Origin of the sequence: Ensifer sesbaniae (assembly GCF_013283665.1) — a bacterium.
GTDB lineage: Bacteria > Pseudomonadota > Alphaproteobacteria > Rhizobiales > Rhizobiaceae > Ensifer > Ensifer sesbaniae.
In genome coordinates this window covers 1-26,771 of the sequence record NZ_JABEKU010000005.1, presented here as the reverse complement: position 1 = coordinate 26,771, position 26,771 = coordinate 1, and the positions used below count along the sequence as shown (strand labels likewise).

Here is a 26,771-nt window from a genome sequence, read left to right as displayed (position 1 = left end):
CGCTGTTTTAGAGGAAAATATCACGCCACAACCTGAAGAAGACAATCCGGATGCTGCAGTAGCGCGCTGCAACCGCAAAGATGGTATCACACGATCGTTCTCCCAGGCTTTCTCCACCGGCCGGAGCAATGTCACGACCCGAGAAGAACCTTTTTTTGCTCAGTTAGCAGAAGAGACTAGGGAGAATCGCAATGCCCTTCAGAACCTTTCCCTGCATATTTTGCTTGCTCCTGTGCACCAATGCTCTCGCCATCTATGCGGTCTCGCATCCTGTTCGCAGCTTATTGGTCGTGATACTCGCTTATTCACTGCTTCTGCAGATAGCTTATGTCGGAAGCGTCTTCCTGCTGGTCTGCCTAATTGCACTGTCCAAAGGACTGACCAATTTCCGTCTTGTTATCGGCGCGCAAATCCAGAACGTCCGCGGAAAAGGGAAGGTCTGGCAGATTGTCACTCCTCCAGCCCAGCCGGCATGGGGCAAGGTCGAAGGAGAACGGCTTGAAAGGGCATCACGCGCGTCGGAGCGCCTGCATTAGGAAGTCCCAGGACTGTAATGAATGCCATCAACCAGAAATCCTGGCCAACTGAGTAACGCTGCCGACCCCGGCCACCGCCGAGTTGGAGCGATCTCATTTAGTCACGGCGCATAGACAGTCGGACGTCCCGAGATAACTCGACGTCTGGCCAACCGGCCCTCCCAACCAATCGAAAATTACTGTTGAACGTGAATGCTTGATTTGAGAATGCAAGACGGATAGGAATCATCGGCGGGGGCGTTGTGGGCTTGTGGCGATCGAGTTGTCCCGTGTTTTTGATCCCGATCTGGATGTGACGGTCATAGAGGCTCCAGTGCAATTTCCACTTGGTCTCGGGGAGGGGGGCTCGCTCAACCTGATTGATACGTTGTGTCGCAATGATCTCGACTTGGACGTCTTTACCGGTGAAGCCGGTGCCACATACAAGTATGGTGTGCTCTATGAGAATTGGACTGGTGGAGGAGTTCCGGATCGCTACTACCACCTGTTCGGCGGGCTAGGTATTCCGGAGATCGAATATCACGTCGATGGCTTCTTTCCTCTGCTGTCCGCGAGGATCGCGGCGGGGGAGTGCCTTCACACGTGCATCCCGGGGTTTGAGGCGATTGCCAGGAATGCATCGCAGCAGGAGATCGACGAGTTGATGGCGACCGGCGAGTCCGGTCTCTACCCGTCCTACCATTTTGATGATGCCTGCTTCGAGCGGTACTTGAAGCGGGTTGGCCTGGCACATGGGATCACTTCCCGGGACAGCGCTGTTGTGAGATGAGGCTTGATAACCGGGGCCATGTGTGCGCCTTGCAGCTCGAAGGAGCGCAACTCGAGGTCGACTTCGCCGTCGACGCCTCAGGGCTGGCCCGGATGGGTCTCGGCAGTGCCTTTAGACCCGGTTGGCGTACATTCGGAAGTGTATTGCCAACGGACCGCGCAATAACCTTTGATCTTCAGCCGACAGGGTCTTCGCTTCGAACCCTGACCCGTTCCACCGCCATGACGGCCGGATGGATCTGGGAGATTCCATTGAATCGCGCCACCAGGGCCGGCTATGTGTTCAGTAGCAGACATGCCGACGATGCGATGATGATGGCGGAGGTCCAGCACCGCTTTGGATACCATGTCCAGCCAAGGCACGAGCTTTCGTTCGATCAAGGCTATTTTGAAACTGCCTGGGTCAACAATGTGGTGGCGCTCGGAACGGCTTCCGGATTCGTCGAGCCCCTGGGGGCTGCGCTTGCCGCCCATACCTTCGAGCAGTTGAGGAATTTGGAGCGTATTCTCGCCAGCGGAGGCGGAATCGTGCCCGCTCATGCGATCGAAGCCTTCAGCAGCGCGAACGTACGATCCTGGACGGGCGTCCGCGATTACCTCCGGCTGCACTATGATGGTGGCAGAAATGATACGCCGTTCTGGCGAGAACTAACTTCGGCCGAGTTGCCGAAGAGTTATGCCCAGTTAAGGGCCTGCTTTCAAAAACGCACACCGCGCCATATTGATATCGAACCGTATGTCGGAAGCGGGTGGCAAAGCCTATTCCGTCAAATCGATTGGCTCTCGGTGGCGGCCGCTGCACGAGGCCCTTCTCGCCCTTGCACTTAATGTAACCATCCATTGCGTGGTCTGATCGTCGGCATCGCTCCTTCTAACAGGTCTGGCTTGGTCCTCGCCTTGCCATTCGAAGAAGATCTGGCGGAGCTCGGCGCGCGCCGCCGCCGGCGGCACTACCCCAAGAGGGGGCGACACCTAGTGTCCTGATCGATAAATTTGTGCGATCATTTTCCCTGTTTGAGAAGGGGATGATCCGGAGAACGCGGCGACCAAAGCCGCCACCTACACCACTCCCTGGGACATGATCCATTTAACATGCCGATGATTTCGGAGCGCTGATCGGACGTTAGTTTCGGACGGCGTCCACCCTTCGCCCGCGTTCGCGGGCTGCCTGTAGACCCGCCATTGTGCGTTCCCGCACGATAGCACGCTCGAATTCGGCGAACGAGCCGAGCATCTGCATCATCATGCGTCCCGCCGGCGTCGTCGTGTCAATTGCCTCGGTCAACGAGCGGAACCCCGCGCCGGCAGCTTCGACCTTCTCGAGGATGAGAAGCATGTCCTTGAGTGACCACGTCAGCCGGTCAAGCTTCCAGACGACAACGACATCCCCCTCATCGAGTTCATCGAGCAGCCGGTGCAGTTCGGGCCGATCCCAACGACCGCCTGAGGCTCTTTCTTCATGGATCCGCTTGCAACCGGCATCCCAAACAGCGGATGCCAAGGATATGCGATCGTCGCAAAACGAAAACGGTATGCAGAGTGGCGGTAATTGGGCCCGCTTGGCCCGGAACACGTAGATCGTGCCGGAGAACGGGTCAGCACCCATCTCGGCCTTGACCAGCGCCGCCAGGCCCTCCGCACCTTTGCGGAAATCGACAGGCCGGGTGGCGACCATGACCTTTACCGCTCCCGACGGCCCGATCACGACTGTGCCTTCACGGCCTGAATGACGGCGACAATCGTAGCGGCGTCCGCGTCGGATGCGATCCTCACGATCGCCCCGCCGATCTCCAATTCGATTGCGCCGCTACTCGACTTCTTTCTCGACCCACCCGCCCGTTCAGGCTCCTTCGCTACCGCCTTCCCAGAAACGTCAACGACTGCGGGCGCAAACATCGGAACGTCAACTTCGAGTGGCTTGCGGGCGAGCCGACGCCAGGTGAACAATTGCTGCGGGGTCAATCCATGACGCCGAGCCACGGCGCAGACCGTCACGCCCGGCTCATAACTCTCGGCGACGATCTCAGCCTCGCTCGTCGCTCCATTCGCGCCGTCGGCCGCCGCCCGTGAAAACCTCGAAACGGCGCGCCGGCTCTTCATCGCTGGATGTAAGCGTAAGCTGTGAAATCGACATATGTCCAAGCCCTCGTTCGGGCTCAGCATCGTCAATCATGCAGTGATCGGGAAGGTGGGCGCAAAACACCGCTTACCCTGCTGCCATGTGCTTGGAACTTTATCGTGCCGGTGGCGATCTTTGCCCTTAAGATCTCAGCGCCGGCTGGGGCATGCCGTCTTGGGGTCTTGAGCCGTAAAAGGGCGTCTGTCGCGGCCGCTTCGACCCGGATCCGCGACGTGAGCAGCCTGTGTGCATGGTCACTATGGGACAGGGCAGCCAAGGCCCGCACAGGACGGACGCCAACGTGGAACGCCCCTCCTTTGTTGCCTTCTCTTCTCTATTCGGCGTGGTGAGGTCAAGCACCTTCTGACTGTCCGTAGCTATGGTGATTGATGTCTTCGCAGTATCGCGCTTCTCTCCGGGATCGGCCTGCGTGGCCCTCCCATTATGGGACCAGAAGAATGAGGCGGAACAATCTAATCGGCGACCTGATCGCAATAAACGACCGTACCAAGACAACACGCGAACTCACCCCATCCGTCGTCCTGCGAAGGACATCTTTCCACCGGCGGCGGAATCTTGTCTCCTTTTGTTCTTGTCACCTTGGTTGCTAATTACGCGGCAACAGGCAAGCTCTCCCGTGTCCAACAGAATTCGGTTCCGTCACTCCACATGCGATGCATGATCACAGCAAGCCGTCGGGCCAAGGCTACAACCGCCTTTTGCCTGCCGCGGCGTTTGGCGATATTCATCGCCCAGGCTTTTAGCCACGACCATTTCTTAACGTTTACCAGCAGGACTTGCGCGGCTTCGTACAGCAGGGATCGCATCATTGCGTCACCGCAACAGGATACTCGCCCGACCCGTTTGCTTTCACCAGACTCGTTCAGTTTCGGCGTCAGCCCGAGCACAGAACCCACCGCCTTTGAATGTGGAAACCGCCCAGGAATGTCGATGGTTGCCGTATAGGTGAGAGCGACAACGGGCCCGACACCGGGGATCGTCGTCAACCGGCGGCAGACTTCATCCTCACGGACCAAATCCAAAACCTTCTTGTGCAGCTTGGTGAACTCTTCGCGCAGCAGTTTGCGTGCAGCTAATAAAGGCTGCATGATTTCACGAAGATCAGGCCTGTCTTCGACCAGCTCATTGATTCGCTCATCGAATTTGACCTTGCCGACCAATCCGACTTTCAGTCCGAAGTTGCGCAACAATCCGCGAATGTCATTCGCGATGGCGATGGCTTTTTCCTGCAGGAGTTTGCGCGCGGTCAGCAATGCCCGGTGCTTCTGGCTCGTCAGTGTCTTCACATGCACAGGCCGGTAGAGATTGACGCGCATCATCTGGGCTATGCCACGCGCATCGTTGCGGTCCGTCTTATTCGGTTGGGCTTTCAAAAATGCCTTGGCATGCCTGGTCTCGATGCAGATCACCGGCAATCCTGCCTTGGCAAGTCCTTCATAAAGCCATTGCGACAGTGGCCCGGCTTCAAGACCGATCCGCTCGATTTGCCACTTCGGATCCTTGATCACCGAGATCAAATCCTCAGGGTGACTGGCAACTTTCACCTCTCGGCAAATTTTGCCTGTGTCATCAACAATGCAGACCGCGGTCTCTTTCACCGACACATCCAGTGCACAATAGTGTTTCATGCTGCGCTTCTCCCTTTGATGTTTGAGGCTGTTGAAAGACATGACCTCGTTTTACCATCAGCCAGAAGCGCAGCACCGCAATCCACCATGGTCAACGCTGAGACGCAAAGCCGAATATCCCATCTAATCGCCTCGAGCTCTCGGCGTCACTTGCGCTGCCTCAAAACTGTCGGGTTTGTCTAGGCCGCGACACGGCGCTGTTCGGCGAGGTGTCGCCGTGTTTTCATTGAAGCCATTGAAGTTCATGCAGGAACGGCTTTTCCAGGGCAGCTGGCACACTTCTTGAGTGTCTCTCGTGATCATCGACTGACGGTTTGAGCGCTAAAAAGGAGACGACGATGAAGACGAAAGTGACAGCCTCTGGCGTGACCGAATTGACTTCCGAAGAAGCATCTACAACTTCAGGAGGATTCGAGGGCTCATCTTTAGGAGGATGCGGGGACTCATTTATGGTACCGTTCCACCCCCTCCCCTTCCCATTCCCTTTGCCTCCTAAGCTACCCTGATATCGTGACTCCTAAAGAACATAGGGGGTGAAAACCCCTATGGCTAACACGAGATGGCGGCGCGGGAGCAGCCTTCATCAGCAGGCTGTCGAGACCGCAGAGTTCCACGCGATGCGTTATGCAATCTTATTAGGCTGGGACGTGAACGCTCGTAACAAGCCGCGCACGGGGCTCGTGAAGAGTGACGACCTGGTCGAGATGCACGCTCAGCTCTGTGACCGCCAAATTTTCGAGAACAGGTCGGTCCACGCAGAGAAGATCGCCGTGCCGGGTTTTGAAGTGTGGCCGACACGTACAACCGGGGTGCAACTACGATAAGATGCTTGAGGTTTTACGTTCCCGAGGTCCTATGTTGATGGCAAACTTTGGCAAGAACGGCCTTCCGCACGACAGCGCCGTGCGCCTACCGAACAATGACGGACTTGAGCTCTTCTGTGCAAGTTGATGTGCCGTCCCACCGCTCAAGGCCACCCCGAACCTGCCCGTCGATGCCACTTAAGGGAGTCCAAAAGGCTGACCTGCACAGACCTGAGAACCAGCTGAATGGAGTTTCGCGATGAAGACGCGTGACACACCAGTCTTGGTCACAGACCGCCCGGCGCAAGCAGGGTCGGCCGTCTCGGTAGCGGCTCAATCGGCATTGCCGCACGAGGACGAGGACTTGGGGAGCGAAGCATTCCGGGCGATTGATCGGATGCGTGAAGCTCTGAGTGCAATGGCGACGGGAGGTCTTTCACCTGCCGCATTGGCGCTCGCCTTCTTCGACTGGTCGATCCACCTCGCATCGGCTCCGGGCAAGCGCATGGAACTTGCCGACAAGGCTGCGCGGAATTGGGGCCTGCTACTGACTTACACGGCTGCGGCCGCCACGCGTCCGGACGCGCCGCCTTGCATTGAGGCGCTGCCGGGAGACAACCGGTTTCGCGCCGAGGGCTGGCAACAGCAACCCTACACCGTCTGGGCTCAGGCGTTCTTGCTGTACCAGCAGTGGTGGCACAATGTTACGCGCAACGTCCCCGGCATGACACCGCACCACGAGGACGTCGTCTCCTTCACGGCGCGTCAGCTGCTGGACATGTTCTCGCCGTCCAACATTCCCTTCGCCAACCCGGAAGTGATCCACAAGGCGATGGAGACGGGCGGGGCGAACTTCGCGCAGGGATTCCGCAATTGGTTCGAAGACGCCAGCCGGCTGGCCATGAAGCAGCCCCCGGTCGGGACGGAAGCGTTCCGCGTCGGACGGGAGATCGCGGCGACGCCCGGAAAGGTCGTTTATCGAAACCACCTGATCGAGCTGATCCAGTATGCGCCCGCGACGGAGAACGTCCTGGCCGAGCCGATCCTGATCGTGCCGGCCTGGATCATGAAATACTACATCCTCGACCTTTCCCCGCATAATTCACTCCTCCGCTATCTCGTGTCGCAAGGCCACACAGTTTTTTGCATTTCCTGGCGCAACCCGACCGCGAACGACCGCGACCTCACTCTCGACGATTACCGGCGGCTGGGAATCATGGCCGCACTCGATGCCGTCAGCGCCATCGTTCCTGAACGCAAGATCCACGCAACTGGCTACTGCCTGGGAGGGACGCTCTTAGCGATTGCGGCGGCCGCGATGGCGCGCGCGGAAGACAGGCGATTGGCATCCATTACGTTGTTTGCCGCCCAGACGGACTTCTCCGAACCTGGCGAACTGGCGCGCTTCATCGACCATAGCCAGATGCACTATCTCGACAGCATGATGTGGAATAGTGGCTGTCTCTCCGCCGACCAGATGGCGGGCGCATTTCAACTGCTGCGCACCAACGACCTCGTGTGGTCGCGCCTCGTCCACGACTACCTTATCGGTGAGCGCACCCCCATGAGCGATCTTATGGCGTGGAACGCGGACTCGACCCACATGCCCTACAGGATGCATGCGGAATATCTGCAGCGCCTCTATCTCGACAACGAACTTGCCTCCGGCCGTTTCATCGTTGACGGACGCCCGGCTCACCTCCAGAACATCCGCGTTCCCATGTTCGTCGTCGGGACGGAGCGAGACCATGTCGCACCGTGGCACTCGGTCTACAAGATACATTATCTCACCGATACCGATGTCACCTTTGTGCTGACAAGCGGGGGTCACAACGCCGGCATCGTCTCCGAGCCAGACCATCCCGGCAGACGTTTTCGCATCGCATTGACGCGCGAGGTCGACTCTGGCGTCAGTGCCGAGGAATGGGCCGCGGCAGCCTTATCGAAGGACGGCTCATGGTGGCCGGATTGGGTCGAGTGGCTTGCCAGTCATTCTGCGCCGGAACGGGTGGCGCCTCCGGCCATCGGCGCCCGCAAGAAAGGCTATCCTCCGATTGGGGATGCGCCCGGCACTTATGTGCTTCAGCGATAAAGCCATTCTTGAGCAGTGATGGACCGTCACCCGCTAAAGGCTATCGAAGCTTAGTCGCGTCGGCCGCAGTCCTGTCATTCTTTGCGGTTCCTGTCGATACATTATGCGATCTTCTGTAGCGGGCTTTGCGTCAATCCCTTGTGAGCTTAACCCCTCGCCGAGTGCTTGCTTCTGTCTGCAGTCGGCGCTTTGCCGCTGCTCTATGGGGTCTGCTGAGGACCGGTTGGCCAATCTTAGAAGCGGCTTGCGGGCCAGCGCCACGCGCGCCTTTTTGGGGCCGGCACGTCTTGCGACCGCCAATGCCCAGCCCTTCAGATCCGAACCTTTGACCGGTCGCGTCAGGATGACGTTGGCCGCCTCGTAGACCGCGGCTCTCTCTTGGCACCGCAGCAGCCGCATCGAGTGTTTTGCGGTGAAAGACCGTAATGACGACGAACTCATCTCGCCTTCTCCGCTCGCGTCGAAGCACGATAGCGCTCCGAAACTGCCGCCGTCAGTTCTTTCCTCGTCGCATGCTCAGCCGTCCCATAGTAGCCCCTGGTCATCCCCTCGGCAGGGAGCAAATTATGTGAGGCAACGGTTGAATATTCAGGAACAGTTTCGACGAGGCAATGCGCGTCTCACCTGTTTGTCGCGCTGCAGAGGGGAGAAGGCTGGGCCCAACACGGCGGCTTGGCGAAACAAGCGTCAGCTTACAAAGCGCGTAATTGTCGGATGCGTCGTCTTCATGGTCGGTGCCGACACGGCAGATCGACAGTGGCTGGAGCTAAACGTTGATGCGCATAGCGCCTTTGCTTGGCACGAAATTTGCTGTCTTGATCTACGCACCGGTGATCGACCTTGGAGCGAGTGTGAAGTGGCTACAGACTTAAAGGATTGTTGGAGGTTGCGCCGGTGACGGAATCAAAACGCTGCGCCGACTGCTCCCCCAGCGGTACCAATTCGCTCACATCCGTCGAACGAGCTTGTGCCGAACTGAGAGTGGGCTATCGACTGCGGCTAACGATTAGATGAGGGCCTATCATGGCCAACAAATCTGCAATGCACGATCCGGTTCGCCGTCGGAACGCGAAATCAAGTCAGCTAGAGTTCTTCGGCATTCCAAGTTGCTCTGGGACCTTCCTGGAAGACATTATGGCTGCAAATATTGGCGCTGCTTTCACCGCACTGACTGCCCTACAACGGCGCATCCAGCGCATGATAAACACCCAATTGGAGAGCAACGCCTATAACGTCGGGAGTATCACGCAGTTGTTAGGGCGTCTGCTCCAGGTGAACGGAAACGGAAATCTGGCGGCATTTTGGTTGGAATACCTTCAGGACTCGGCCGAACGCGCCGTGTTGACTTCGGATGTCTTCAGAGTGTCTGGCGATCTCTTCCACGAACATGAGGCGGCTGGATGTCCGCCCGTTCTGTTCTACGAGCATGAGGTGATCATGGACGGGAGGGATTTGCCCGTGAAGTCCAATTACTTGTTGCTTCGTGTGATCCCGGGGGAAGGTCTTGTGGTCGACGAAACCCGTCGCCCATTGGTTATAGTGTGTCCGCGCGCTGGACATGGTGTAGGCGCTGGCGGCCACAGCGCCGACAGCCAAGTGGGTTCGGCCTTGCGCGGCGGACATCCGGTCTATCTTATCTCGTTTCGAAATCTGCCGGAGGAGGGGCAGAATCTTTCGAACGTCGCTGACACCGAAGTGGTATTCGTCCGCGAGGTCGCGCATCGGCATCCAAACGCCGCCAAACCCGTCTTGATTGGCAATTGCCAAGGTGGTTGGGCGACTCTTAACCTCGTTGCCACATACCCCGATTTGGACGGTCCGATTGTGGTCAATGGCGCTCCAGTGTCGTTCACCGCGGGCAAGCTCGGGGAGCACTCCTTCCGCTACAATGCAGGTCTACTCGGTGGGGCTTGGACAGTCATGTTCCTGTCCGATCTTGGAGGCGGACTATTCGACGGCGCCCATCTTACATTGAATTTTCTGATGTTCAAACCTGATCATCAGTTGTTCCGTTATCTCGATCTGTTCCGCGACGTTGACACGGCGCAGGAGACTTTTCTTAGAGCCGAGACATGGTGGAGTAGCTTCTGCCTTCTCGCTGAGAACGAGATCCGTTGGATCATTGAACAACTTTTTGTCGGCAGTCGGCTCGTGAAAGGCCAAGCTCCACTGGGGCCGGGGCGGCCGGCTATCGATCTGAAGGAAATCCGCGCACCCATTGTCATCTTTTGCAGCCACGGCGACCAAATTACTCCCCCAGCGCAAGCACTAACATGGATCCTTGATACATATAAGGACGAGGAAGAACTCCGCATCCTCGGAAAGCGCATCATCTATTTAATACATAATCAAGTTGGCCATCTCGGGATTTTCATCTCGTCAGATGTAATTAGCAAAGAGTACCAAGAGGTCGTCACGACGCTAGATGTAATCGAGTTGCTGGCACCCGGTATCTACGAGCTACGCATTGAGAATGTCAGAGAGGTTGGAACCAACGAGATTTATTCTGTCGAAATTGCAGAGCGCAGCTTTGACGACATCAGAACCGTCTGTGATAATTTTAAGTGCGAAAGCGCCTTCACCGCTGTCAGCCGCGTCTCCGAGTTTCAGGCGCAGCTCTATCAGATGCTGGTACGCCCTTTTGTGAAGATGGCGGTCACGAATTTTACCGCCGAGCTCGGTCGGAGCATGCACCCTCTGCGTCTGTCGCGAACGTTAATGTCTTCGAACAATCCGTTTACCGCCAGCGTCGAGTATGCAGCCAAGCAGGTAAGAGCATGCCGCCACAAGCCCTCAGAGGACAACCCCTTTCTAGCTGTGGAAGCTGCTTGGGCCCTGGGGGTGAGGCAGGCGCTGGAGTTCTGGCGCGAGTGTCGTGACATGTCCAGTGAGATGTTGTTTCTCACCCTCTGGAACACGCCTTGGGTACGCTACATTGAACATTCCCGCAATACAAACGAAGGAAGCACCCTTGTTGACGATCTGCAGCAGTTATCCGGATCCAGTATAGCGCTCTCGGACAGCATCGCCGGCGGCTTTGTCGAAGCTGTCATTCGGATGTTGGTGCTCCTTGTGAGAGATCGTCACTCAGTACGCCGCGATCGTCTCAGGCGCTGGCTGGGTGTCCTCAAAAATGAACCTTTTAAGTCGCTAGATGCTGAACGCCTGCAAACCATAGTTCGTCAGCAGACAGCTATTGCCAGCGATGAGGTGGAGCAGGCGATCCAGACCCTGCCGCTTCTGTTGCTCGAGTCCGAGAAGCGACGCCTTGCCTATCGCCTCGTCTGTTATATTGTCGGCCCAGCGAAGGAAATGTTGCCGCGAACTGATGCATTGTTGCAGCAGTTCGCCGAAGTGCTCGGACAGCCTCGCGCCGAAGACGATGTTGCTGAGGATCCGTTGTCGACTTTAAGTTAAGTCACACCAGCTGCGCAGGTTTCGTTTGCTTGGCAGAACAGCAACAGCGGTGTCCAGCGTGAGCTTGGCGAGCGCCGCATGGACGGTGGTGCCTTTGTTGTACACATCCAGCAGAGGAGCTTTCACTGCAGCTTCGACGGCCGCCATTCGTTCCTTGTTTCCGTCTCCGCCCCATTGGATAGGCTGTATTTTGAGGCTGGCTGGGCGTGCGAGAAGGTTTCCAGACTATCTGGAGATTTGCATGGCAGATGATGGATTTGTTGGGCGCTACGGTAATCCTCCCCGGCATTAACGGGGTTCAAAAGTAGAATTTTCTCGGCAATATGATCGAGGAGATTTTGATGAAGACGAGCAGATTTAGCGAACCCCAAATCCTTGCGATCTTGCGCCAGGCGGAAGGCGGTGTACCGGTACCGGAGCTGTGCCGGGAACACGGCATGAGCACGGCGTCGTTTTACAAGTGGCGAGCCAAATACGGCGGTATGGATGCCTCGATGATCAGCCAAATGAAGGCTTTGGAAGAGGAGAACCGACGGCTCAAGAAGATGTATGCGGAGCTGAGCATGCAGGCAGACCTTCTCAAAGAGGCTCTGGGAAAAAAGTGACGCGGCCGTCTCAACGCCGGGAGATGGCCGGGAAAGCAGTGGCGTTACATGGGGTCAGCATTGCGCTGGCCTGCCGCACCTTTGGTGTCAGCGAGACCTGCTGTCGTTACAGCCGCAAGCTGAACGACGAGAACGAGCAGATCGCCGACCTGCTGATCGGGCTGACGCGGGCGAAGAAGACCTGGGGCTTCGGCTTGTGTTTCCTTTACCTGCGCAACGTCCAGGGACACCGCTGGAACCACAAGCGCGTCTACCGCATCTACCGCGAGCTGGAACTGAACCTCAGGATTAAGCCACGCAAGCGGTTGAAGCGGGACAAGCCGGATGCACTGGGCGTGCCGGAAACGCCAAACATGGTCTGGTCCATGGACTTTATGGCAGACCGTTTGGAGGATGGCAGGCAATTCCGGCTGTTGAACGTCCTGGACGACTTCAACCGTGAGGGGTTGGGCATCGAAGTGGACTTTTCCCTGCCTGCCGAACGCGTCATCCGAAGCCTAAACCAGATCATCGAATGGCGCGGCAAACCGCTCGCCATACGAGTGGACAATGGCCAGGAATATGTCAGCGGCAAACTGATGGAGTGGGCGAGAAACAGGGCATTGCGTTGAGCTATATCCAGCCCGGCAAGCCGCAGCAGAATGCCTATGTCGAGCGCTACAACCGCACCGTTCGCCATGAATGGCTCGACCAAACATTATCGAAAGCATCGAGGAGGCACAGGAATTCGCCACGCAATGGTTATGGACCTATAACAACGAACGGCCCAATATGGGTATCGGCGGCATCACACCCGCACAGAAACTGAAAATGGCCGCGTGAATTCTACAATAGCGCCCCGTTAAAAACGGGAGGATTACCCTACGAAGTTGTCGAGCCGCGCCGCGGAAACCGGCGTTGGCCAGATGATGTGAAGGCGCGGATCGTGGCGGAAAGCCTTGAGCCTGCTGTTCGTGTTGTTGATGTCGCGCGCCGTCATGACGTTGTTCCGCACCAGCTTTCGTTGTGGCGCCGGCAAGTGCGCGAGGGCATTCTGGCGCTGCCTTTTGAGTCTATGCCGGGCCTATCGGAGAGCGGCGATGCTCGCCGCGCTCGGCGCCGAGGGCATGCTCGTCAACATTTCCCGCGCCTCCAACATCGATGAGGAAGCGCTGGAGAACAAGACCTTGGGTTCTGCGGCGCTCGACGTATTCGAAGGCGAGCCGGCGCTCAATCCGCGTTTTCTTGCCCTCGACAATGTGCTGCTCCAGCCGCACCATGCCTCCGGCACGATCGAGACGCGCAAGGCCATGGGCCAGTTGGTGCGCGACAATCTCGCCCCGCATTTTGCCGGCAAGCCGCTGCTTACTCCGGTTCTGTAAGGAGGTTCCGATGAAAGCCATTGTCGTTCACGGCGCAAAGGATCTGCGCATCGAAGAGCGGGCAATCGAAGCACCGGGCGCCGGCGAAGTGAGGTTGCGCCTCGCCGTCGGCGGCGTCTGCGGCAGCGACCTGCATTATTACAATCACGGCGGCTTCGGCACGGTGCGGCTGCGCGAGCCGATGATCCTCGGCCACGAGGTCTCGGCCTATGTGGAAGCGCTCGGACCGGGTGTCGAGGGCCTGAGCATCGGCCAACTCGTCGCCGTGTCGCCGTCGCGGCCCTGCCGGACCTGCCGCTATTGCCAGGAAGGGCTGCACAACCAGTGCCTCAACATGCGCTTCTACGGCAGCGCCATGCCCTTTCCGCATATCCAGGGCGCCTTCCGCGAGCTGCTGGTCGCCGATGCAATCCAATGCGTGCCGGCCGATAGCCAGACGCCCGGCGAGGCGGCGCTCGGCGAACCGCTGGCGGTGACGCTGCACGCGACGCGCCGGGCGGGCGAAATGCTCGGCAAGCGGGTTCTGGTCACCGGCTGCGGGCCGATCGGAGTGCTTTCGATTCTCGCGGCGCGCCGGGCCGGTGCGGCCGAGATCGTTGCCACCGATCTTTCCGACTTCACCCTGGCGCTCGCCAAAAAGGTCGGCGCCGATCGGGTCATCAACATGAAGAGCGAGCCGGATGCACTCACCCCCTATGGGGCCGACAAGGGCAGCTTCGATGTTCTCTACGAATGCTCCGGTGCCGCGCCGGCGCTTGCCGCCGGCATCGCCGCGCTGCGCCCGCGCGGCGTCATCATCCAGCTTGGGCTCGGCGGCGACACGAGCCTGCCGATGATGGCGATCACCGCCAAGGAACTGGAGCTGCGCGGCTCCTTCCGCTTCCACGAGGAATTCGCGACCGGCGTGGGATTGATGCAGAAGGGGCTGATCGACGTCAAGCCGCTGATCACCCACACGGTGCCGCTTGCCGAGGCGGTCGCCGCCTTCGAGCTTGCGAGCGACCGCAGCCAGGCGATGAAGGCGCAGATCGACTTTTCCTGATCGTCAAGTGATGCCCTTCAGCCAGAGATAATAGGCGGCGTGGTCGAGGTCCCCGCCGCCCTTGTGGTCGACAAGGTCTGCGAAACCTTCTGTCACCGTTTGTGCGAGCGGGAGCACAAGACCGGTTTCAGCGGCGGTATTGAGAGCATTGCGCAGGTCTTTGAGCTGTGCGGCCGAACGCCCACCGGGCTGAAAGTCGCCCTTCACCATTCGGTTTCCGTGCAGATGCAGAATGCGGCTGTCGGCGAAGCCGCCCTTAAGAGCCTCCACGAGACCTGCCGGATCGCAACCGGCATTTCGGCAAGATGGAGTGCCTCAGCCACCGCGCCGATGGTTATCGCCACGATCAGCTGGTTCGCCAGTTTCGCGACCTGTCCCGAGCCGACCGGCCCCATATAAGTTGGTCGCCCCAATGCGGAAAGGAGCGGAAACGAGCCGTCGAACTTCGCCAATGGCAACACACGGGATCGACAGGGGAGACTGGTGACCTGTGAACATGGCACGAGACGGGTCACCCGGACGGAGCTCGACGGGTCGATCACCGTCATTGCCGACAGCTTTCAGGGCAAGCGGCTGAACTCGCCCAACGATGTGGTCGTCAGATCCGATGGCTCGCTATGGTTTTCCGATCCGCACTATGAGATCATGACCGACTACGAGGGCTATCGCTCAGAGCAGGAGCTGCCTTGTTGCGTCTATCGCGTCGACCCGGCAGGTCACATCGAGCCGGTCGTGACCGATATGCACTGCCCGAACGGACTGGCCTTCAGCGCTGACGAGACGCGACTTTATGTGGCCGATACGGGCGGATGTTCCACTCGGACCCGCAGCATATTCGTGTCTTCGACGTCGGGTCGGACGGCAGGTTGTCCGGCGGAGAGGTCTTCCACGCCATCAATCCTGGCTGCGCCGACGGCTTTCGGATGGACAGCGACGGTAACCTATGGTCCTCGGCGGCCGACGGCGTGCATTGCATCGCGCCCGATGGTCATCTGATGGGCAAAATTCTTGTCCCTGAACTTGTTTCCAATCTCTGCTTCGGAGGGCGGGCAAAGCATCAACTCTTCATCACCGCAACAACCAGCGTCTACGCGGTCTCGCTCAATCGTCGCGGCATGCAACACCTGTGACCAAGGTGACCAACCGAGGCTGGAGCATCAGCTGCCGATTTAGGAAGATGGAAGTTTCGACATAACGGTTGCGCCAACGCTGCAGTGCAGGAATACCAGTCAGCGCCACAGAGCAGTGGCAGGCACGACATCATTGGAAACAGCCGTTTGACTGAACCGTCGAAAAACTTGCGTTTTTCGACGGCGCCCGATGGAGGAAATCCTCCTTCCTCCATCGGGCGACCAGAACTGCATGATTGGCTGCCGATACACTGCAAATCGCACGCGCCCCGTTCGCTGTGGTGCTGGCCCAGCAGCGACATCAGCGAAGCCGAGCCGCTCCTTCTGAGGCGGCCCTTCCCAGAGGGGGCCATGTGCGATGGCCCTGGGTCGACAGCCACGCGCTCTCATTTATCGTTCGACAGGATACCGAACGTACTTCATCCCCCCGGACTTGCCGGGCGCGGGGCGATCGCTTCGGGATCTGTTCTCTTCACCTAACGGCATCTAACGCCCGCGCTTAAGGTAGTATTTCGCCCCCTCCCGCAAACGACCCCGTGATCGGCGAGCCGGTGGCATGCAGTCTTTCGACCACGATCACATTCATGAGGGCGACCTGTTTGAGGCGGGCAGCCGACGTTTCATCCTCGAAGGGATTTGCCATGATCTGCCGCGTGACCATGGTGAGCAGGGCAAGTTCAAGCTGCATCGAACGCTCCCTTGAACGGACTTATACTTAAACTTCGCTAAAGTCGTAGCGAAACCCCCGAACATCCCAGAGTTCCGCAAAAGTCGGAGTTTCTTTCAAAAATCGCAGCACCTTCCTGGCCGCGATGATGTTGTAGGGGAAAATCCCGACAGACGAATGTCCGCAATTGAGACGCAGAACCTCTGGCGAGCGGTTGCATTTCGTCAATAACTCTATCACGCGATCCGAGGCTTCTGGACGTGTGATCGTATCGTCCTTGCCAAGCACGAACATCATATCCAACCGAGGACGTGTAAGGCCGAAGATATGCATCTCTAGATCGATGAGGCCCCAAGCGGTTCTCAAATCTTCAAGTGACATGACGGGTTCGATACGATCACGTAACGACTTCATGGTTTCCGCAGTCCAAACAAGATCAGCGGGGCTCCCTGGCGATACCATGAGAACCGCTTTGTCGACCTTTTCTTCTTGGGCAGCGATCAGACCAGCAACCGTGCCACCTAAGCACATGCCTACAACCGAGATTTTGTTATACCCCTGATTATAAAGCCAACGAACAATCTTACGGCCGTCCAATACCGCCTGCCTCATGGAGCGAACGCTACGGCCTAAACTCGCGTTGAAAAATTGTTCCTCCGAGTACTCGTCGGAACCACGACCAAAGTGATACGGAAGGGTAGCCTCAATAACTGTTATGCCTTTTGCAGCAAAGAACTTGGAGAATGCGTGGTATCGGTTTCGCGCGTACCAATGATGAAACACGACAAGCGCATGATCTTTGGATCCACTATCAGTAACTACGCAGTCGAATGTATTGTTCTGTTCATCTGCCGTTATAATATCAGACTGAAATGTAACACTATTTTCGTCTTCCTTTAACGGTTGAGCGGGCAAAATCGGAGCGAAAAACAGTTCTGCGTCAGAAATTTTCTTGAACGCCAATTCACCGCTACTCGTCGCATGTTTGTCTTCGGCCTCGTTCACCGCGAACGCTAAAGACGTATCATAACCAAACTCAATGGGCCTGTGCTGGATACGTTCCTGGCGTTGCAGTGACCTCAAGATGTGCTTTCGATCATGACGGCGGGCTAGATAACGAAACATGTTTTCTCTTCCAATTATTGCGGACTAGGAACGGGATTTGCGCTGCGCGCTCCAGGTCGCGACGCGTCCTGTCGGGCAGATGGGCAAGCCGGACGGATGGGCAAGGCGTTCAGGGAGCATCATACAACCCTCGGAACTCGGGATCGGCGTAATAGGCTAGTTTCCCGGCGATGATCGGTCGTTGTCCTGCCAAGAACAGCAATTCGATGTGCTGCGCTATGCTGCGGACTTCATCCGGCGTGAGCAGTGGGCGGCCCGTGTGTTGCTGGCTGTAGGAGATTCCTGACTTCTCGGAGTCAAGCGCACGGGCCATGGTCTGGAAGACGACAGTTTCCTGTCCGACCAGATCAGAGACGAGCCGCGCGCTATCGTGGTCGTTGACGCCGAACACCTGTAGCGCGCCGGCATTCGATAGGAAGGTGCCCGCCCGCTGTCCGTAAGTCGCACGGAGTTGGTGAACGTCCTGAAGGATGGGCCAGAGCTGGACACCATAGCCGGCCATGAGGCCCATAGCGCGTTCGACGGGTGCCAGGTGACCGAGGGCAGCGAACTCATCAAGCAGGTAGAGAACCGGCGCTTCCGGTTTCGCGGGATCGCGGGCCACGTCCAGCAGGCTCTGGGTGATGAGCAAGCGCAGCCATCTGGAATAGGTGGAGAGCCGATCGGGCGGGAGGACGAGGAAGACCGATGCATTGCGGTGTTTGAGATCGGCAAAGCGGAAGTCCGACCGTCCGAGAACGGTCGTCATACGCGGTGAATCGAGGAAATGCGTGTGACGCTGCGCGGCGGAGAGTACGCCGGCGGCTTCCCGATCGGACTTGCCAAGGTGGCGGTTGGCGGCGCGAGCAATCAGCCCGCCAGCCTCGTCCATGTCCTGCATGCGTTTGAGCAAGGCGGCAAAACGTTCGGGGGCGAGGGTGAGATATTCGCGTAGGGTTCCAAGGTGACGGCGGGCGGGAGATTCCGCAGCAACAATTTTCAGGATCAAGCCGGCGATGAGTGCCTTGGCTTCCTCGTTCCAATGAGCCTCGCCTGCCATGCCCGGTTCGTCGAACACGAGTGCGTCGGCTAGAGTACTGGCATCTTCCGCAACATCGAGTCCATCAGGATCAAGCGCGTCGAGCGGATTGAACGCAGCCGAGGGCGTGCCGGTCACGCCGAAGGGGTCGAGGACATGGACAGGGCCGAATTGCTGGCGGGCACGGCCGGCGATCTTCGCATTTTCGCCCTTGGGGTCAATGCAGATCACCGAGCGGTCAGCGGTGAGCAGGTTTGGGATGATTGTTCCTACTCCCTTGCCGGTTCGCGTCGGCGCCATGGTCAACAGATGGGCCGGACCGTCGTAACGCAGTAGCTTCCCGCTCTTCGGATCGCGGCCAATCAGGAGGCCGGAGTCGGCGCGGGCGAGGTGAGCAACCTCCCTGTCGCTCGCAAAGCGAGCCGAGCCGTGCGTCTCGGCGTCGAGGTGCCCGAAATGGATTAAGACGGACGGGGCGATCATCGCCAGGAAGAGCAGCGCCATGAAGGTCATGAACGCGATGTTGAAAACGCCCCATACCCACGTGCCTTCTTGAAACCCGGCCTCCAAGAACATCGGTCCGGCCGTAACGCCGGCAGCGATAACAAGCCCCATATAGATAGCGGCGAACTGCAAGCCGCTCTTGCTCAGCGCAACCGCGACCAGGTTGGCGAATGCCCAGCCGGGGTTTTGAACCGCCAGGCGAAACATGGTCGAAAATGCTTTCGTCACTCTCATGTGGGTTCGTCCGTGGAAGGGGAGGTGCTGACGGGTTCGCAAGCGTGCTTCGCGTTGAAGCGATCCACAAACGACGCCTCACCACTATGACGGGTGAGGTAGCCCGGAAGCGCGCGGTGGAAAGAGTCACCGAGGCGATTGGTGAATTCCGGATCGCCTGCGTTTTCAAATCGAGGCAGGAAGAACGCATCAAGCAGCGCCTTCGGGCGCGCGTCGTTGGCTCGCTCTGGTTTCGACAGCCGCGTCTTGTGAGCAGAACGTTGTGCCGCCAGCTCGGCCAAGGACGGGTCGATGGATTTTCGGACCATTCCTAACTCCGCGTGCTGACGGCTTTTATTCTGTCGATGGCTTCCTGGGGTGTGATCTCGCCCGACGCCAACGCCGCATCAACGGCAGCCAGCGTTTTGCCGTCCGGTGACCAATAGGGATTGTCGTGTGTGGCGGTATGCTCCGGCGCCGTGCCGGTGGCCGGAACAACGATACCCGTTACAGCCGGATCATTCCGGAAAATCTCGGCAAGCATCCGATCGACTTCAGCCGCATAGCCGCTTGCAAAGTCCCGCGTCACGCGGATATCGCCAGTCGTGGTTTGAATGGTGAGGCTGCCGAGGTGGGGCAAGAGTTCGAAGATGCGGGTGAGGGCGTTGTTCGTCTCGGTGCTGAGCGCCAGCGCGTCTGCACGAACACTGGTGATCAGCAGTCGCCACGGAGGTCTGCGAACCTCGGCAAGTTTGGCCCTTATGGCTTTGCGTGACATGGCCTAATCCTTCTACTCTCCGTCGATCGGGAGCGTGATCGCATGAGCGATCACGAAGTGATGTATTCCCGTGGGGCGACCAACAGATCTGGCCGCCGTCCGTACCTTGCAACTCGCCATGATGCAGACGCCTGATTGTCGATCATCGACGTTCCCATCTCAAAGGTTGATCAGATATCATGCAATTGCGGCGTTTATGTCTTTTGCCATTTAATATCGATGGTTGCAACAGTGATGGTAAACGCGCGGCCTCTCGCATCATGTTTTTGAATACTGCACAGGCTAGTGCCACTTCATTCATCCTGCGGATCCTCCCGTGCCTGCGCTGGTCGTTGCAGGGTTGAGCAGGTCGGCAAAGAGATCCTGATCACCGTCACGCGTGAGAAAGCCGGGCAACTCTCGCCGCAGCCAGTCTCTCATACGACGCGTAAAATCGGGATCGTTCGAGTGCTCCAGCCGGTGAAGCACCAGTGCGCCAAGCAGGATCTTGCGACGCGTGTCCTGGGCGCGCGCCTGTTTTCCAAGCCGAGCTTTGAGCGTCTTCTTGCGCTCTTCCAGTTCGGCGAGGCGCTGTGAGATCGACTTGCGTGCCATGCGATTCTCCTAATGCTCGTGATTCTCCAGAGTTTCTGCCATTGCGCGTTGTGTGCGGAAGGTATTCGACATTGCGGAATGCACAACCCTGAATTAGCAGGGGAAACGTGCATCTTGCATAATCCCGGACGGAGGGAGCGGAGCGAACGAAGTCTACAAGGGCGCACTTACGAGTTGCATGGCAACTCAGCGCTTGGTATGGTTGTGCGACTTTGGAGAGTGTCGCTTGGCCATCTACCATTGCAGCATGAAGCCGATCGCTCGAAGCGGCGGCCGCAGCGCGGTCGCCGCCATCGCTTATCGGACGGCGACAAAGATGCTGAATGAGCGCGATGGCATGGTGCATGATTTCACGCGCAAGCACGGCGTCGAGCATTCTGAAATCGTTCTTCCGGATGGTGTCGATGCCGCCTGGGCACTCGATCGTTCAGTGCTCTGGAATGCGGTGGAGAAGGCGGAGCATCGCAAGGACGCTCGCGTCGCGCGCGAATTCGAAGTGGCGCTTCCGCATGAGATCGATGCCGCCGATCGCCTGGCGCTGACCCGTGACTTCGCGCGCGAGCTTGCGAACCGCTACGGTGCAGCAGTCGACTTCTCCATCCACCAGCCGCAGGGCGAAACTGACATCCGTAACTTTCACGCTCATGTGGTGATGACAACGCGGGTGGTGACGGAGCAGGGGCTCGCAGAAAAGACGTTGATCGAGCGAGAGAACAAGTGGCTGCTCGAGAACAATCAGCCGACCTCGCATATGCAACTCCGCGAGATCAGAGAACTGTTCGAGCATCACACCAACCGTCATTTGACGCGGCTCGGACTGGACGTTCGCGTCGATCATCGCTCGCATGTGGAGCGCGGTCTGGAGATCGAGCCAACGGAGCACATGGGCGTTCACGCCTCGCAGATGGACCGTCGTGGCTTGGAGGTGTCGCGCGACAAAATCGATCCCAAGGCGGCGCGCTTGAATGCGCAATTGATCCGGAGAAAACCCGAGCAGGTACTCACCATCATCACCTGCGAAAAGAGCGTGTTCGATCGTCATGACGTGGCGCGGGCGTTGCATCGCTACATTGACGATCCACAAGGTTTCCACAATGCCTTTGCGGCTGTCATGGCATCACCGACACTTGTTGAGTTGAAGCCCGAAACCGAGACTGAACTTGCGCGCTATTCGACACGGGAGATGGTCGAGACCGAACACGCAATGGCAGCACGTTCAGAACGGATGGGACATCGCTCCAGTCACCCTGTTCGTCCGCAACACGTCGAGCGAGCGCTGGAGATTCAGGACGCGGCCATTCGCGCCAATCTGTCCGCGTCCAAGCCTCGGCAGCAGCAGCCAACAGCGGATCAAGACCAGGCGAACATGTGTGTCGGGCTCAGCGAAGAACAGCGTCTCGCCGTGCGTCACATCACGGGGTCTGAGCAGATTGCCGCCGTGATCGGATTTGCTGGAGCGGGCAAGTCGACGATGCTCGCGGCGGCAAGGAGCGCCTGGGCCGCGCAAGGTTACCGCGTTCATGGTGCTGCCCTTGCCGGCAAGGCAGCCGAAGGGCTCGAAGAGTCATCCGGCATTGCGGCGCGTACGCTCGCCTCCTGGGAGTACGGTTGGCAAAACGGCAAATGCCTGCTTACCAGCAATGACGTTCTCGTCATCGACGAAGCCGGCATGCTTGGCAGCCGACAGCTTGCACGTTTCGTCAGGCAGGCCGAAACCTCCGGCGCCAAACTTGTTCTTGTGGGTGATCACGAACAGCTGCAAGCGATCGGCGCCGGTTCTCCGTTCCGCGCGATTGTCGAACACATCGGCGCGGTGCAACTCTCTGAAATCCGCCGCCAGCGCACGGCTTGGCAGCGCGAGGCCTCGACCGCGTTTGCCACGCACCGCACGGGGGAGGGGCTTGCGCTTTATGCTGAGCACCATGCGATCCAGTTTCGCGAAAACCGAGATCAGGCAAGAACGTCCCTGGTGCAAGATTACCTGGCAGACAACGAAGCGCGTCCAGCCGGCTCCCGCATCGCACTCGCCCATCGGCGCATCGATGTGAGGGCGATCAATGCCGAGATCCGTTCCGGCCTTCAGGAGCGTGGTCTGTTGGCGAAGGGCAGCGAGGAACAGGCTTCTCTTGGGCAGGAAATCGTCTATCGGACGAATGACGGCGAGCGGGCCTTCGCGCGTGGCGATCGCATCGTCCTTCTCGAGAACAATCGCGATATGGGTGTGAAAAACGGTATGCTCGGTACCGTGATCGCCGTCGAGCCGGACGCACTACATTTTCGTCTCGACGGCGGAGCTGGCAGCAGCAACAGCGCTCGCGCGATCTCCATACCGGTCAACAGTTACCAAAGCTTTGATCATGGGTACGCCACGACGATTCATAAGTCGCAGGGGTCGACCGTTGATCATGCCTTTGTCATGGCGTCGAGAACCATGGATCGTCATCTTTCCTACGTTGCGATGACCCGCCATCGCGATGAAGTTCAGCTCTATGCGGGTCGAGACGAACTGAAAGACATGAAGGCGCTCAGCCTCAGCATGGGGCGCTCAGGTGCGAAGGAAACAACGCTCGACTATACCGGCGCCTTTGCCGAGCGGCGAGGGTTGGCCGAACAGCTTGGAATAAGCAGCGAGATCCAGATTGGCCCCGCTCAGGATCGCTCGTCCCAAAGAAATTCAACGAGGGAGACTGCCGATCGTAAGCTTTCGAACGCCGTCCAGGCTGCAGCGTCAGAAAAACAAGCCGATGCGCGCCGGATGATCGAGCTGCTTATTCCGGCACTCACCTCTTACGCCCGCACGGTCGACGACATGGCGCGCGAAAGAGCCAAGCCTAACTTCGATCGCGAAATGGAGTCGGTGCGGTCGCTCGGGCGACGCATTTACATCGATGCCGATGCCGCCGCCGCCAAGATCGGTTCAGCGATTGTCGAGAAGAGTGTGACTGGGGAGACGCTTGCCAAATCTATCGCAGAGCGGCCAGAGCAGTTCGGTGAGTTGCAGGGCAGGGTAGGGCTATTTGGCCAGAACAAAGAGCGCAAGGCTGCCCGTCAATTCGCAAGCGCCTTTGGTAATCGTGTTGCAGCTGCCGCCGAGACATGGACGCGGCGACTTGAGGCGGAGCGCGACGCTGAGACCTGGCAGCGGGAAAAGCGCGACGTCGTCGAAATCCCCGGACTCACGCCGCGCAGTGAGGGCATCCTGAAGCACCTCGATAGCTTACCCCACGCGCAGAAGGCGCAATTCGTGGAAGAGCTCGCTCGCAATCCCGAAGGAAGAGACGCACTCGAAGAGGCAAAGCGGACCGCGCGTGCGCTTGAACAGCGCTTTGGCAGCTCAGACCCCCGTTCGTTCAAGAAGGAACTCGATCGACTTCAGTTAGCTGACACCGCGAAGATCGAGCGCATCAACGAGGTCGCTCGCATCGTTGATCGCGCGCATAGGGCGGAGTTGAGCCAAAAATATGAGCTTACACGAGGACTGAAGAAGGGGTTGGGTTTGGGGATGTAAAATTATCGAAGCAAAGCACAGGCTTCGCCTCGAAACCCGCAGATATCTCTGGCCTCCAACTGGGGTTCCATCAGCTTCGACAGATTTACAATCTCTCGCTGCAGGCTCGATGTCGGGTAACTCGACATTGGTTGAGAGGAAGGAGGGCGCCATCAGGCGTCAGCTTCTGTCCTGCCATCGCGGATTTGGCGACACCATTCACGGCCGGCAGTGCAAGTCATAACGCTCAACGGCTTGGCGCCGGAACATCGCCGCGGAGTCGTAAAAGCCTTTTCCTGCAGCTGGTGCCGAGGTCCCCCGGGGTTGCTGTTGTGGCCATACGGGCCACGGTGGCCATTTTATCAGCTCGCACAAGATTGCCGCTCTCGATCACTTCATCGGGCTGCGGTGCGACGCTTTCCGCAGCGGAAACGAGGGCTTCCGCATCGACATCCAGGGCAAACGCACAGGCTATGCCGCTGCCCATGTGCCCTGCGCCGACCGTCTCAATCGCCATGTTCCCCCCACGCAACGCCCCGGTTTAGGATCTGGTGATCCTTTCCGATTCTGAGACAACCATGTCCCGGTAGAGCTGCTGGAGCGCCTGGATTTTAGCGTCAGAAAGGTCTGACGTTTCGGCCTTTGTTTTTCCGGTCTTGCGATCTTGTCCGAGATCGTATGACACCGTCTGACCTTTTTTCAGCACGTCCCCATATTGGAGTGCCGAGACATGAACGAACACATCGACGCCAGCAGTATCCGGTGTGATGAAGCCGAAGCCTTTGTCTGCATTGAAAAACTTCACTTTGCCCGTCGGCATCAAGCCCCCTCCCAGTTAAATGCGGGCACACTAATGTTCACGCACCGGCCAATCAAGTTGACGCAGACAGAATTTTTGGCGGGTTTCGTCTCGGGAAGACTTCCACCAGTTGGGTTGGTGCCTGGTCGCTTTTGTTATGTTATTGGTGCTGTGAGTTCATGCCGAACTGCGACTTGCGCGTGCAATGCTAACCGACACGTCGCATATGCGCGAGTAGTTTCTTGCGGAACACTTCCGCGGGCGTTCGGTAGCCGAGGCATTTCCGCGGTGTCGAGTTAAGCTGATCGCAGATGTCCTTGAGGTCACCATCAGTGATCGACAGGGGATCAACCTCTCTCGAAAGCCATTTGCGCGCGCGGCCATTGGTGTTCTCGACCGTGCCTTTCTGCCAGGGCGACTGCGGATCACAAAACCATGGCTGCGCTCCAATGCCAGCCTGCAGATAAGGCCACTCGCTGAACTCAGTGCCACGGTCGAAGGTGATGGAGCGTCGAGCAGCGTGGGGCAGGGACTGCAGCACCTGGATCAGCCCTTCCATGATCGGCCGCGACTGGCGGTCGTTGTTGCGGAGGAGGACGGCAAAGCGGCTGACCCGCTCAACCAGCGACGTCACATTGGCCTTGCCGAACTTCTTGCGAAACTGAATGAGATCGCACTCCCAATGCCCGAACTGCTTGCGTTCGGCCACCGAGTCCGGGCGGTGGAGTATGTTGAGTTCTGGGCTGAAACGACGGCCATGGCGCCGCCTGGCGTGCCGTGGCCGACGTCTCGCACGCCGTTCCGGCAGATGTCGCCATAGCTTGATGGCCTGACCGTCTGGAGAATAGGCGAATTTGTAGATCGTCTCGTAGCTGACGGAAATCGGATGACGCTCCAGCCGCATGCGGCCGGCGATCTGCTGCGGCGACCAGCCATGCATGATCCGCTCGATCACCGATCGGCGCACATGCGCAAACCGAGCAAGCTTGCGCAGCTTGGCTCTGCGCTCACGCGCCATCTCATTGGCGGTGACGCAGTAGTAGCCGCTGAGCTCCGGCATTTGCGCATCCTCAAAAGCATTGCGGCTGAGCTCACGGAAAATCGTCGAGCGGTGCCGCCCAAGCTTCTCGGCGATAACAGTGGCACTCAGGCCAGCCGCTCGCCAGCGGGCGATCCTACGACGTTCGTCCATATCGATTTGGGAGTAGGTGCGTCTCATGAGCCATTCCTTGCGAGTGACAACCCATTGGTATCTATCGCAAGTCGCACTTCATCCTTGAATCCACCCCCCTACATGGCTTGTCACAGCTATTTAAAGATGAGACAAAGTAGTCAACTTAGAAATGCGACATCATCCTATTCCTGATTACTGCGTTTGCAAGTTGCTATATTTACAAAGTACGTAGACGCAAGCCGCCGGCCGGGTGGAGCTGGTCAGGGTTGCGCAGCCCGGTCGGCGGCGGATGGCTCCAGCTGCAAGATAAACTTTAGCTTTGACACCCCGATCACTCCGCCGCTTTCAGCTGCGCGAGGGCTTGCTGGCGCTTGGCGATGACCACCGGATCCTTGGTAAAATCCGTCTTCCGGCCAGGCTTGGTGCCGCGCTTTTGGTAGCCATTGCTCTGACTGCCGTCGCGAATGCCGAACATATGGTCCGTCTGGCCGCTGCGGCGCGGTCCGCTCTTGCTGCGCTGTTGCTCGCGTCCGGCCTGCATCTCGGCCACGATCGAAAGCATGTCGTCCAGCCGCTTGTTGTCAACCACCTCGGAGCGGTGCACCGAGCGCAGCGTGTCGAAGGTTCTGTAGGGCAGGGAGGTACCCTCATGGGTGACCTCGAGGCGACCATCGGGATAGTCGCAGACAATGACCTTCTGGCCGGCCAGCGCCGTGGCGAGGTCGGTCGGATCGAGGATGAACATCACCTTGTCATAGCGCAGCGTCAGCGACTGCGACAGCTTGCGGATCTCCTTGCGGCACATGGCGCCATCGAGGTTCTCATGCGCGGCAAACGGCCGATGCATGTCCTTCGGATTGCGCGGCGGCTTGCCAAAGCGACGATTGAAG

The 26,771-nt window shown here is 58.4% G+C and carries 19 protein-coding genes and 9 pseudogenes; 12 read left to right on the top strand and 16 right to left on the bottom strand.

All coding sequences use genetic code 11. The features are described from left to right. Window positions 1-191 precede the first annotated feature (191 nt). Window positions 192-536, top strand: a complete 345-nt coding sequence (locus tag BHMPCIPO_RS32345) for a hypothetical protein (protein WP_173520866.1) — start codon at window positions 192-194, stop codon at window positions 534-536. 250 nt (window positions 537-786) lie between these two features. Further along, a pseudogene (locus BHMPCIPO_RS33975) lies at window positions 787-2,132 on the top strand (tryptophan halogenase family protein). 295 nt (window positions 2,133-2,427) lie between these two features. Here the strand turns inward: BHMPCIPO_RS33975 and BHMPCIPO_RS32335 are convergent. The 3 genes from BHMPCIPO_RS32335 to BHMPCIPO_RS32325 form a co-directional block, all read right to left on the bottom strand. Continuing rightward, on the bottom strand, window positions 2,428-2,979 hold the full coding sequence (locus tag BHMPCIPO_RS32335; RefSeq protein ID WP_312033100.1) for a recombinase family protein: 552 nt from the start codon (window positions 2,977-2,979) through the stop codon (window positions 2,428-2,430). Between the two features lie 26 nt (window positions 2,980-3,005). After that, on the bottom strand, window positions 3,006-3,467 hold the full coding sequence (tnpA, locus tag BHMPCIPO_RS33965) for an IS66-like element accessory protein TnpA (protein WP_376741746.1): 462 nt from the start codon (window positions 3,465-3,467) through the stop codon (window positions 3,006-3,008). Between the two features lie 567 nt (window positions 3,468-4,034). Continuing rightward, window positions 4,035-5,072 carry an IS110 family RNA-guided transposase gene (locus BHMPCIPO_RS32325; RefSeq protein WP_173520834.1) on the bottom strand — a complete coding sequence of 346 codons (1,038 nt, stop codon included), beginning with the start codon at window positions 5,070-5,072 and terminating at the stop codon, window positions 4,035-4,037. A 1,062-nt stretch (window positions 5,073-6,134) separates the two neighbouring features. Here BHMPCIPO_RS32325 and BHMPCIPO_RS32320 point away from each other — a divergent pair. Beyond that, the gene (locus BHMPCIPO_RS32320) at window positions 6,135-7,967 is read left to right on the top strand and encodes a PHA/PHB synthase family protein (protein WP_173520864.1); all 1,833 of its coding nucleotides are present in this window, start codon (window positions 6,135-6,137) and stop codon (window positions 7,965-7,967) included. A 243-nt stretch (window positions 7,968-8,210) separates the two neighbouring features. Here the strand turns inward: BHMPCIPO_RS32320 and BHMPCIPO_RS34020 are convergent. After that, window positions 8,211-8,342: pseudogene (locus BHMPCIPO_RS34020) on the bottom strand (IS110 family transposase); the annotation flags it as partial. Window positions 8,343-8,990: 648 nt separating this feature from the next. On the opposite strand from BHMPCIPO_RS34020, the gene BHMPCIPO_RS32315 reads away from it, so the two are divergent. Beyond that, window positions 8,991-11,384, top strand: a complete 2,394-nt coding sequence (locus BHMPCIPO_RS32315) for a DUF3141 domain-containing protein (protein ID WP_173520863.1) — start codon at window positions 8,991-8,993, stop codon at window positions 11,382-11,384. Here the strand turns inward: BHMPCIPO_RS32315 and BHMPCIPO_RS32310 are convergent. Continuing rightward, window positions 11,376-11,531, bottom strand: coding sequence for a hypothetical protein (locus BHMPCIPO_RS32310; RefSeq protein WP_173520862.1), 156 nt, complete (start codon window positions 11,529-11,531; stop codon window positions 11,376-11,378). The two genes, BHMPCIPO_RS32315 and BHMPCIPO_RS32310, sit on opposite strands and share 9 nt — an antisense overlap. A gap of 194 nt (window positions 11,532-11,725) precedes the next feature. On the opposite strand from BHMPCIPO_RS32310, the gene BHMPCIPO_RS33960 reads away from it, so the two are divergent. From BHMPCIPO_RS33960 to BHMPCIPO_RS32290, 6 genes and pseudogenes are all read left to right on the top strand, one after another. Beyond that, complete coding sequence (locus BHMPCIPO_RS33960; protein WP_376741745.1) at window positions 11,726-11,989, top strand: transposase; 264 nt, start codon at window positions 11,726-11,728, stop codon at window positions 11,987-11,989. Then, the gene (locus tag BHMPCIPO_RS33955; protein ID WP_376741744.1) at window positions 11,986-12,600 is read left to right on the top strand and encodes a DDE-type integrase/transposase/recombinase; all 615 of its coding nucleotides are present in this window, start codon (window positions 11,986-11,988) and stop codon (window positions 12,598-12,600) included. The genes BHMPCIPO_RS33960 and BHMPCIPO_RS33955 overlap by 4 nt, the downstream gene beginning before the upstream one ends. Then, window positions 12,504-12,811 (top strand): annotated as a pseudogene (locus BHMPCIPO_RS33950) (integrase core domain-containing protein). Before BHMPCIPO_RS33955 ends, BHMPCIPO_RS33950 begins: the two are co-directional and overlap by 97 nt. Window positions 12,812-12,851: 40 nt before the next feature. After that, window positions 12,852-13,082, top strand: a pseudogene (locus BHMPCIPO_RS32300) (transposase); the annotation flags it as partial. Further along, window positions 13,069-13,350, top strand: a pseudogene (locus tag BHMPCIPO_RS32295) (NAD(P)-dependent oxidoreductase); the annotation flags it as partial. The pseudogenes BHMPCIPO_RS32300 and BHMPCIPO_RS32295, both read left to right, overlap by 14 nt. Before the next feature lie 10 nt (window positions 13,351-13,360). Beyond that, window positions 13,361-14,392 (top strand): L-idonate 5-dehydrogenase, encoded by a 1,032-nt coding sequence (locus BHMPCIPO_RS32290; protein WP_173520861.1) that lies wholly within the window; start codon window positions 13,361-13,363, stop codon window positions 14,390-14,392. A gap of 3 nt (window positions 14,393-14,395) precedes the next feature. On the opposite strand, the pseudogene BHMPCIPO_RS32650 reads toward BHMPCIPO_RS32290, so the two are convergent. Then, window positions 14,396-14,787 (bottom strand): annotated as a pseudogene (locus tag BHMPCIPO_RS32650) (NAD(P)-dependent oxidoreductase). 37 nt (window positions 14,788-14,824) lie between these two features. Here BHMPCIPO_RS32650 and BHMPCIPO_RS32280 point away from each other — a divergent pair. Further along, window positions 14,825-15,522: pseudogene (locus BHMPCIPO_RS32280) on the top strand (SMP-30/gluconolactonase/LRE family protein); the annotation flags it as partial. A 499-nt stretch (window positions 15,523-16,021) separates the two neighbouring features. Here BHMPCIPO_RS32280 and BHMPCIPO_RS32275 read toward each other — a convergent pair. The 6 genes from BHMPCIPO_RS32275 to BHMPCIPO_RS32250 all read right to left on the bottom strand — a co-directional run bounded on the left by BHMPCIPO_RS32275 (window position 16,022) and on the right by BHMPCIPO_RS32250 (window position 20,421). Then, window positions 16,022-16,210 (bottom strand): hypothetical protein, encoded by a 189-nt coding sequence (locus tag BHMPCIPO_RS32275; protein ID WP_173520860.1) that lies wholly within the window; start codon window positions 16,208-16,210, stop codon window positions 16,022-16,024. A 27-nt stretch (window positions 16,211-16,237) separates the two neighbouring features. Then, window positions 16,238-17,314, bottom strand: coding sequence for an alpha/beta hydrolase family protein (locus BHMPCIPO_RS32270; RefSeq protein ID WP_173520859.1), 1,077 nt, complete (start codon window positions 17,312-17,314; stop codon window positions 16,238-16,240). A gap of 109 nt (window positions 17,315-17,423) precedes the next feature. Then, window positions 17,424-19,070 carry a type IV secretory system conjugative DNA transfer family protein gene (locus tag BHMPCIPO_RS32265; protein ID WP_173520899.1) on the bottom strand — a complete coding sequence of 549 codons (1,647 nt, stop codon included), beginning with the start codon at window positions 19,068-19,070 and terminating at the stop codon, window positions 17,424-17,426. Then, entirely contained in the window at window positions 19,067-19,378 is a 312-nt protein-coding gene (locus BHMPCIPO_RS32260) for a mobilization protein (RefSeq protein WP_173520858.1), read from the bottom strand. The genes BHMPCIPO_RS32265 and BHMPCIPO_RS32260 overlap by 4 nt, the downstream gene beginning before the upstream one ends. A gap of 2 nt (window positions 19,379-19,380) precedes the next feature. Next, entirely contained in the window at window positions 19,381-19,827 is a 447-nt protein-coding gene (locus BHMPCIPO_RS32255) for a hypothetical protein (RefSeq protein WP_173520857.1), read from the bottom strand. A gap of 297 nt (window positions 19,828-20,124) precedes the next feature. Then, window positions 20,125-20,421, bottom strand: coding sequence for a mobilization protein (locus BHMPCIPO_RS32250; protein WP_173520856.1), 297 nt, complete (start codon window positions 20,419-20,421; stop codon window positions 20,125-20,127). 226 nt (window positions 20,422-20,647) lie between these two features. Here BHMPCIPO_RS32250 and traA point away from each other — a divergent pair, with 226 nt between their 5' ends. Continuing rightward, entirely contained in the window at window positions 20,648-23,929 is a 3,282-nt protein-coding gene (traA, locus tag BHMPCIPO_RS32245) for a Ti-type conjugative transfer relaxase TraA (RefSeq protein WP_173520855.1), read from the top strand. 226 nt (window positions 23,930-24,155) lie between these two features. Here traA and BHMPCIPO_RS32240 read toward each other — a convergent pair whose 3' ends face one another. The 4 genes and pseudogenes from BHMPCIPO_RS32240 to BHMPCIPO_RS32225 form a co-directional block, all read right to left on the bottom strand. Further along, window positions 24,156-24,425: a hypothetical protein gene (locus BHMPCIPO_RS32240; protein WP_173520854.1), complete on the bottom strand. Its 270-nt coding sequence runs from the start codon at window positions 24,423-24,425 to the stop codon at window positions 24,156-24,158. 117 nt (window positions 24,426-24,542) lie between these two features. After that, window positions 24,543-24,728 (bottom strand): annotated as a pseudogene (locus BHMPCIPO_RS33380) (cold-shock protein); the annotation flags it as partial. Between the two features lie 187 nt (window positions 24,729-24,915). After that, complete coding sequence (locus BHMPCIPO_RS32230) at window positions 24,916-25,926, bottom strand: IS30 family transposase (RefSeq protein WP_173520852.1); 1,011 nt, start codon at window positions 25,924-25,926, stop codon at window positions 24,916-24,918. Window positions 25,927-26,212: 286 nt separating this feature from the next. Then, window positions 26,213-26,771, bottom strand: a pseudogene (locus BHMPCIPO_RS32225) (ISNCY family transposase); the annotation flags it as partial.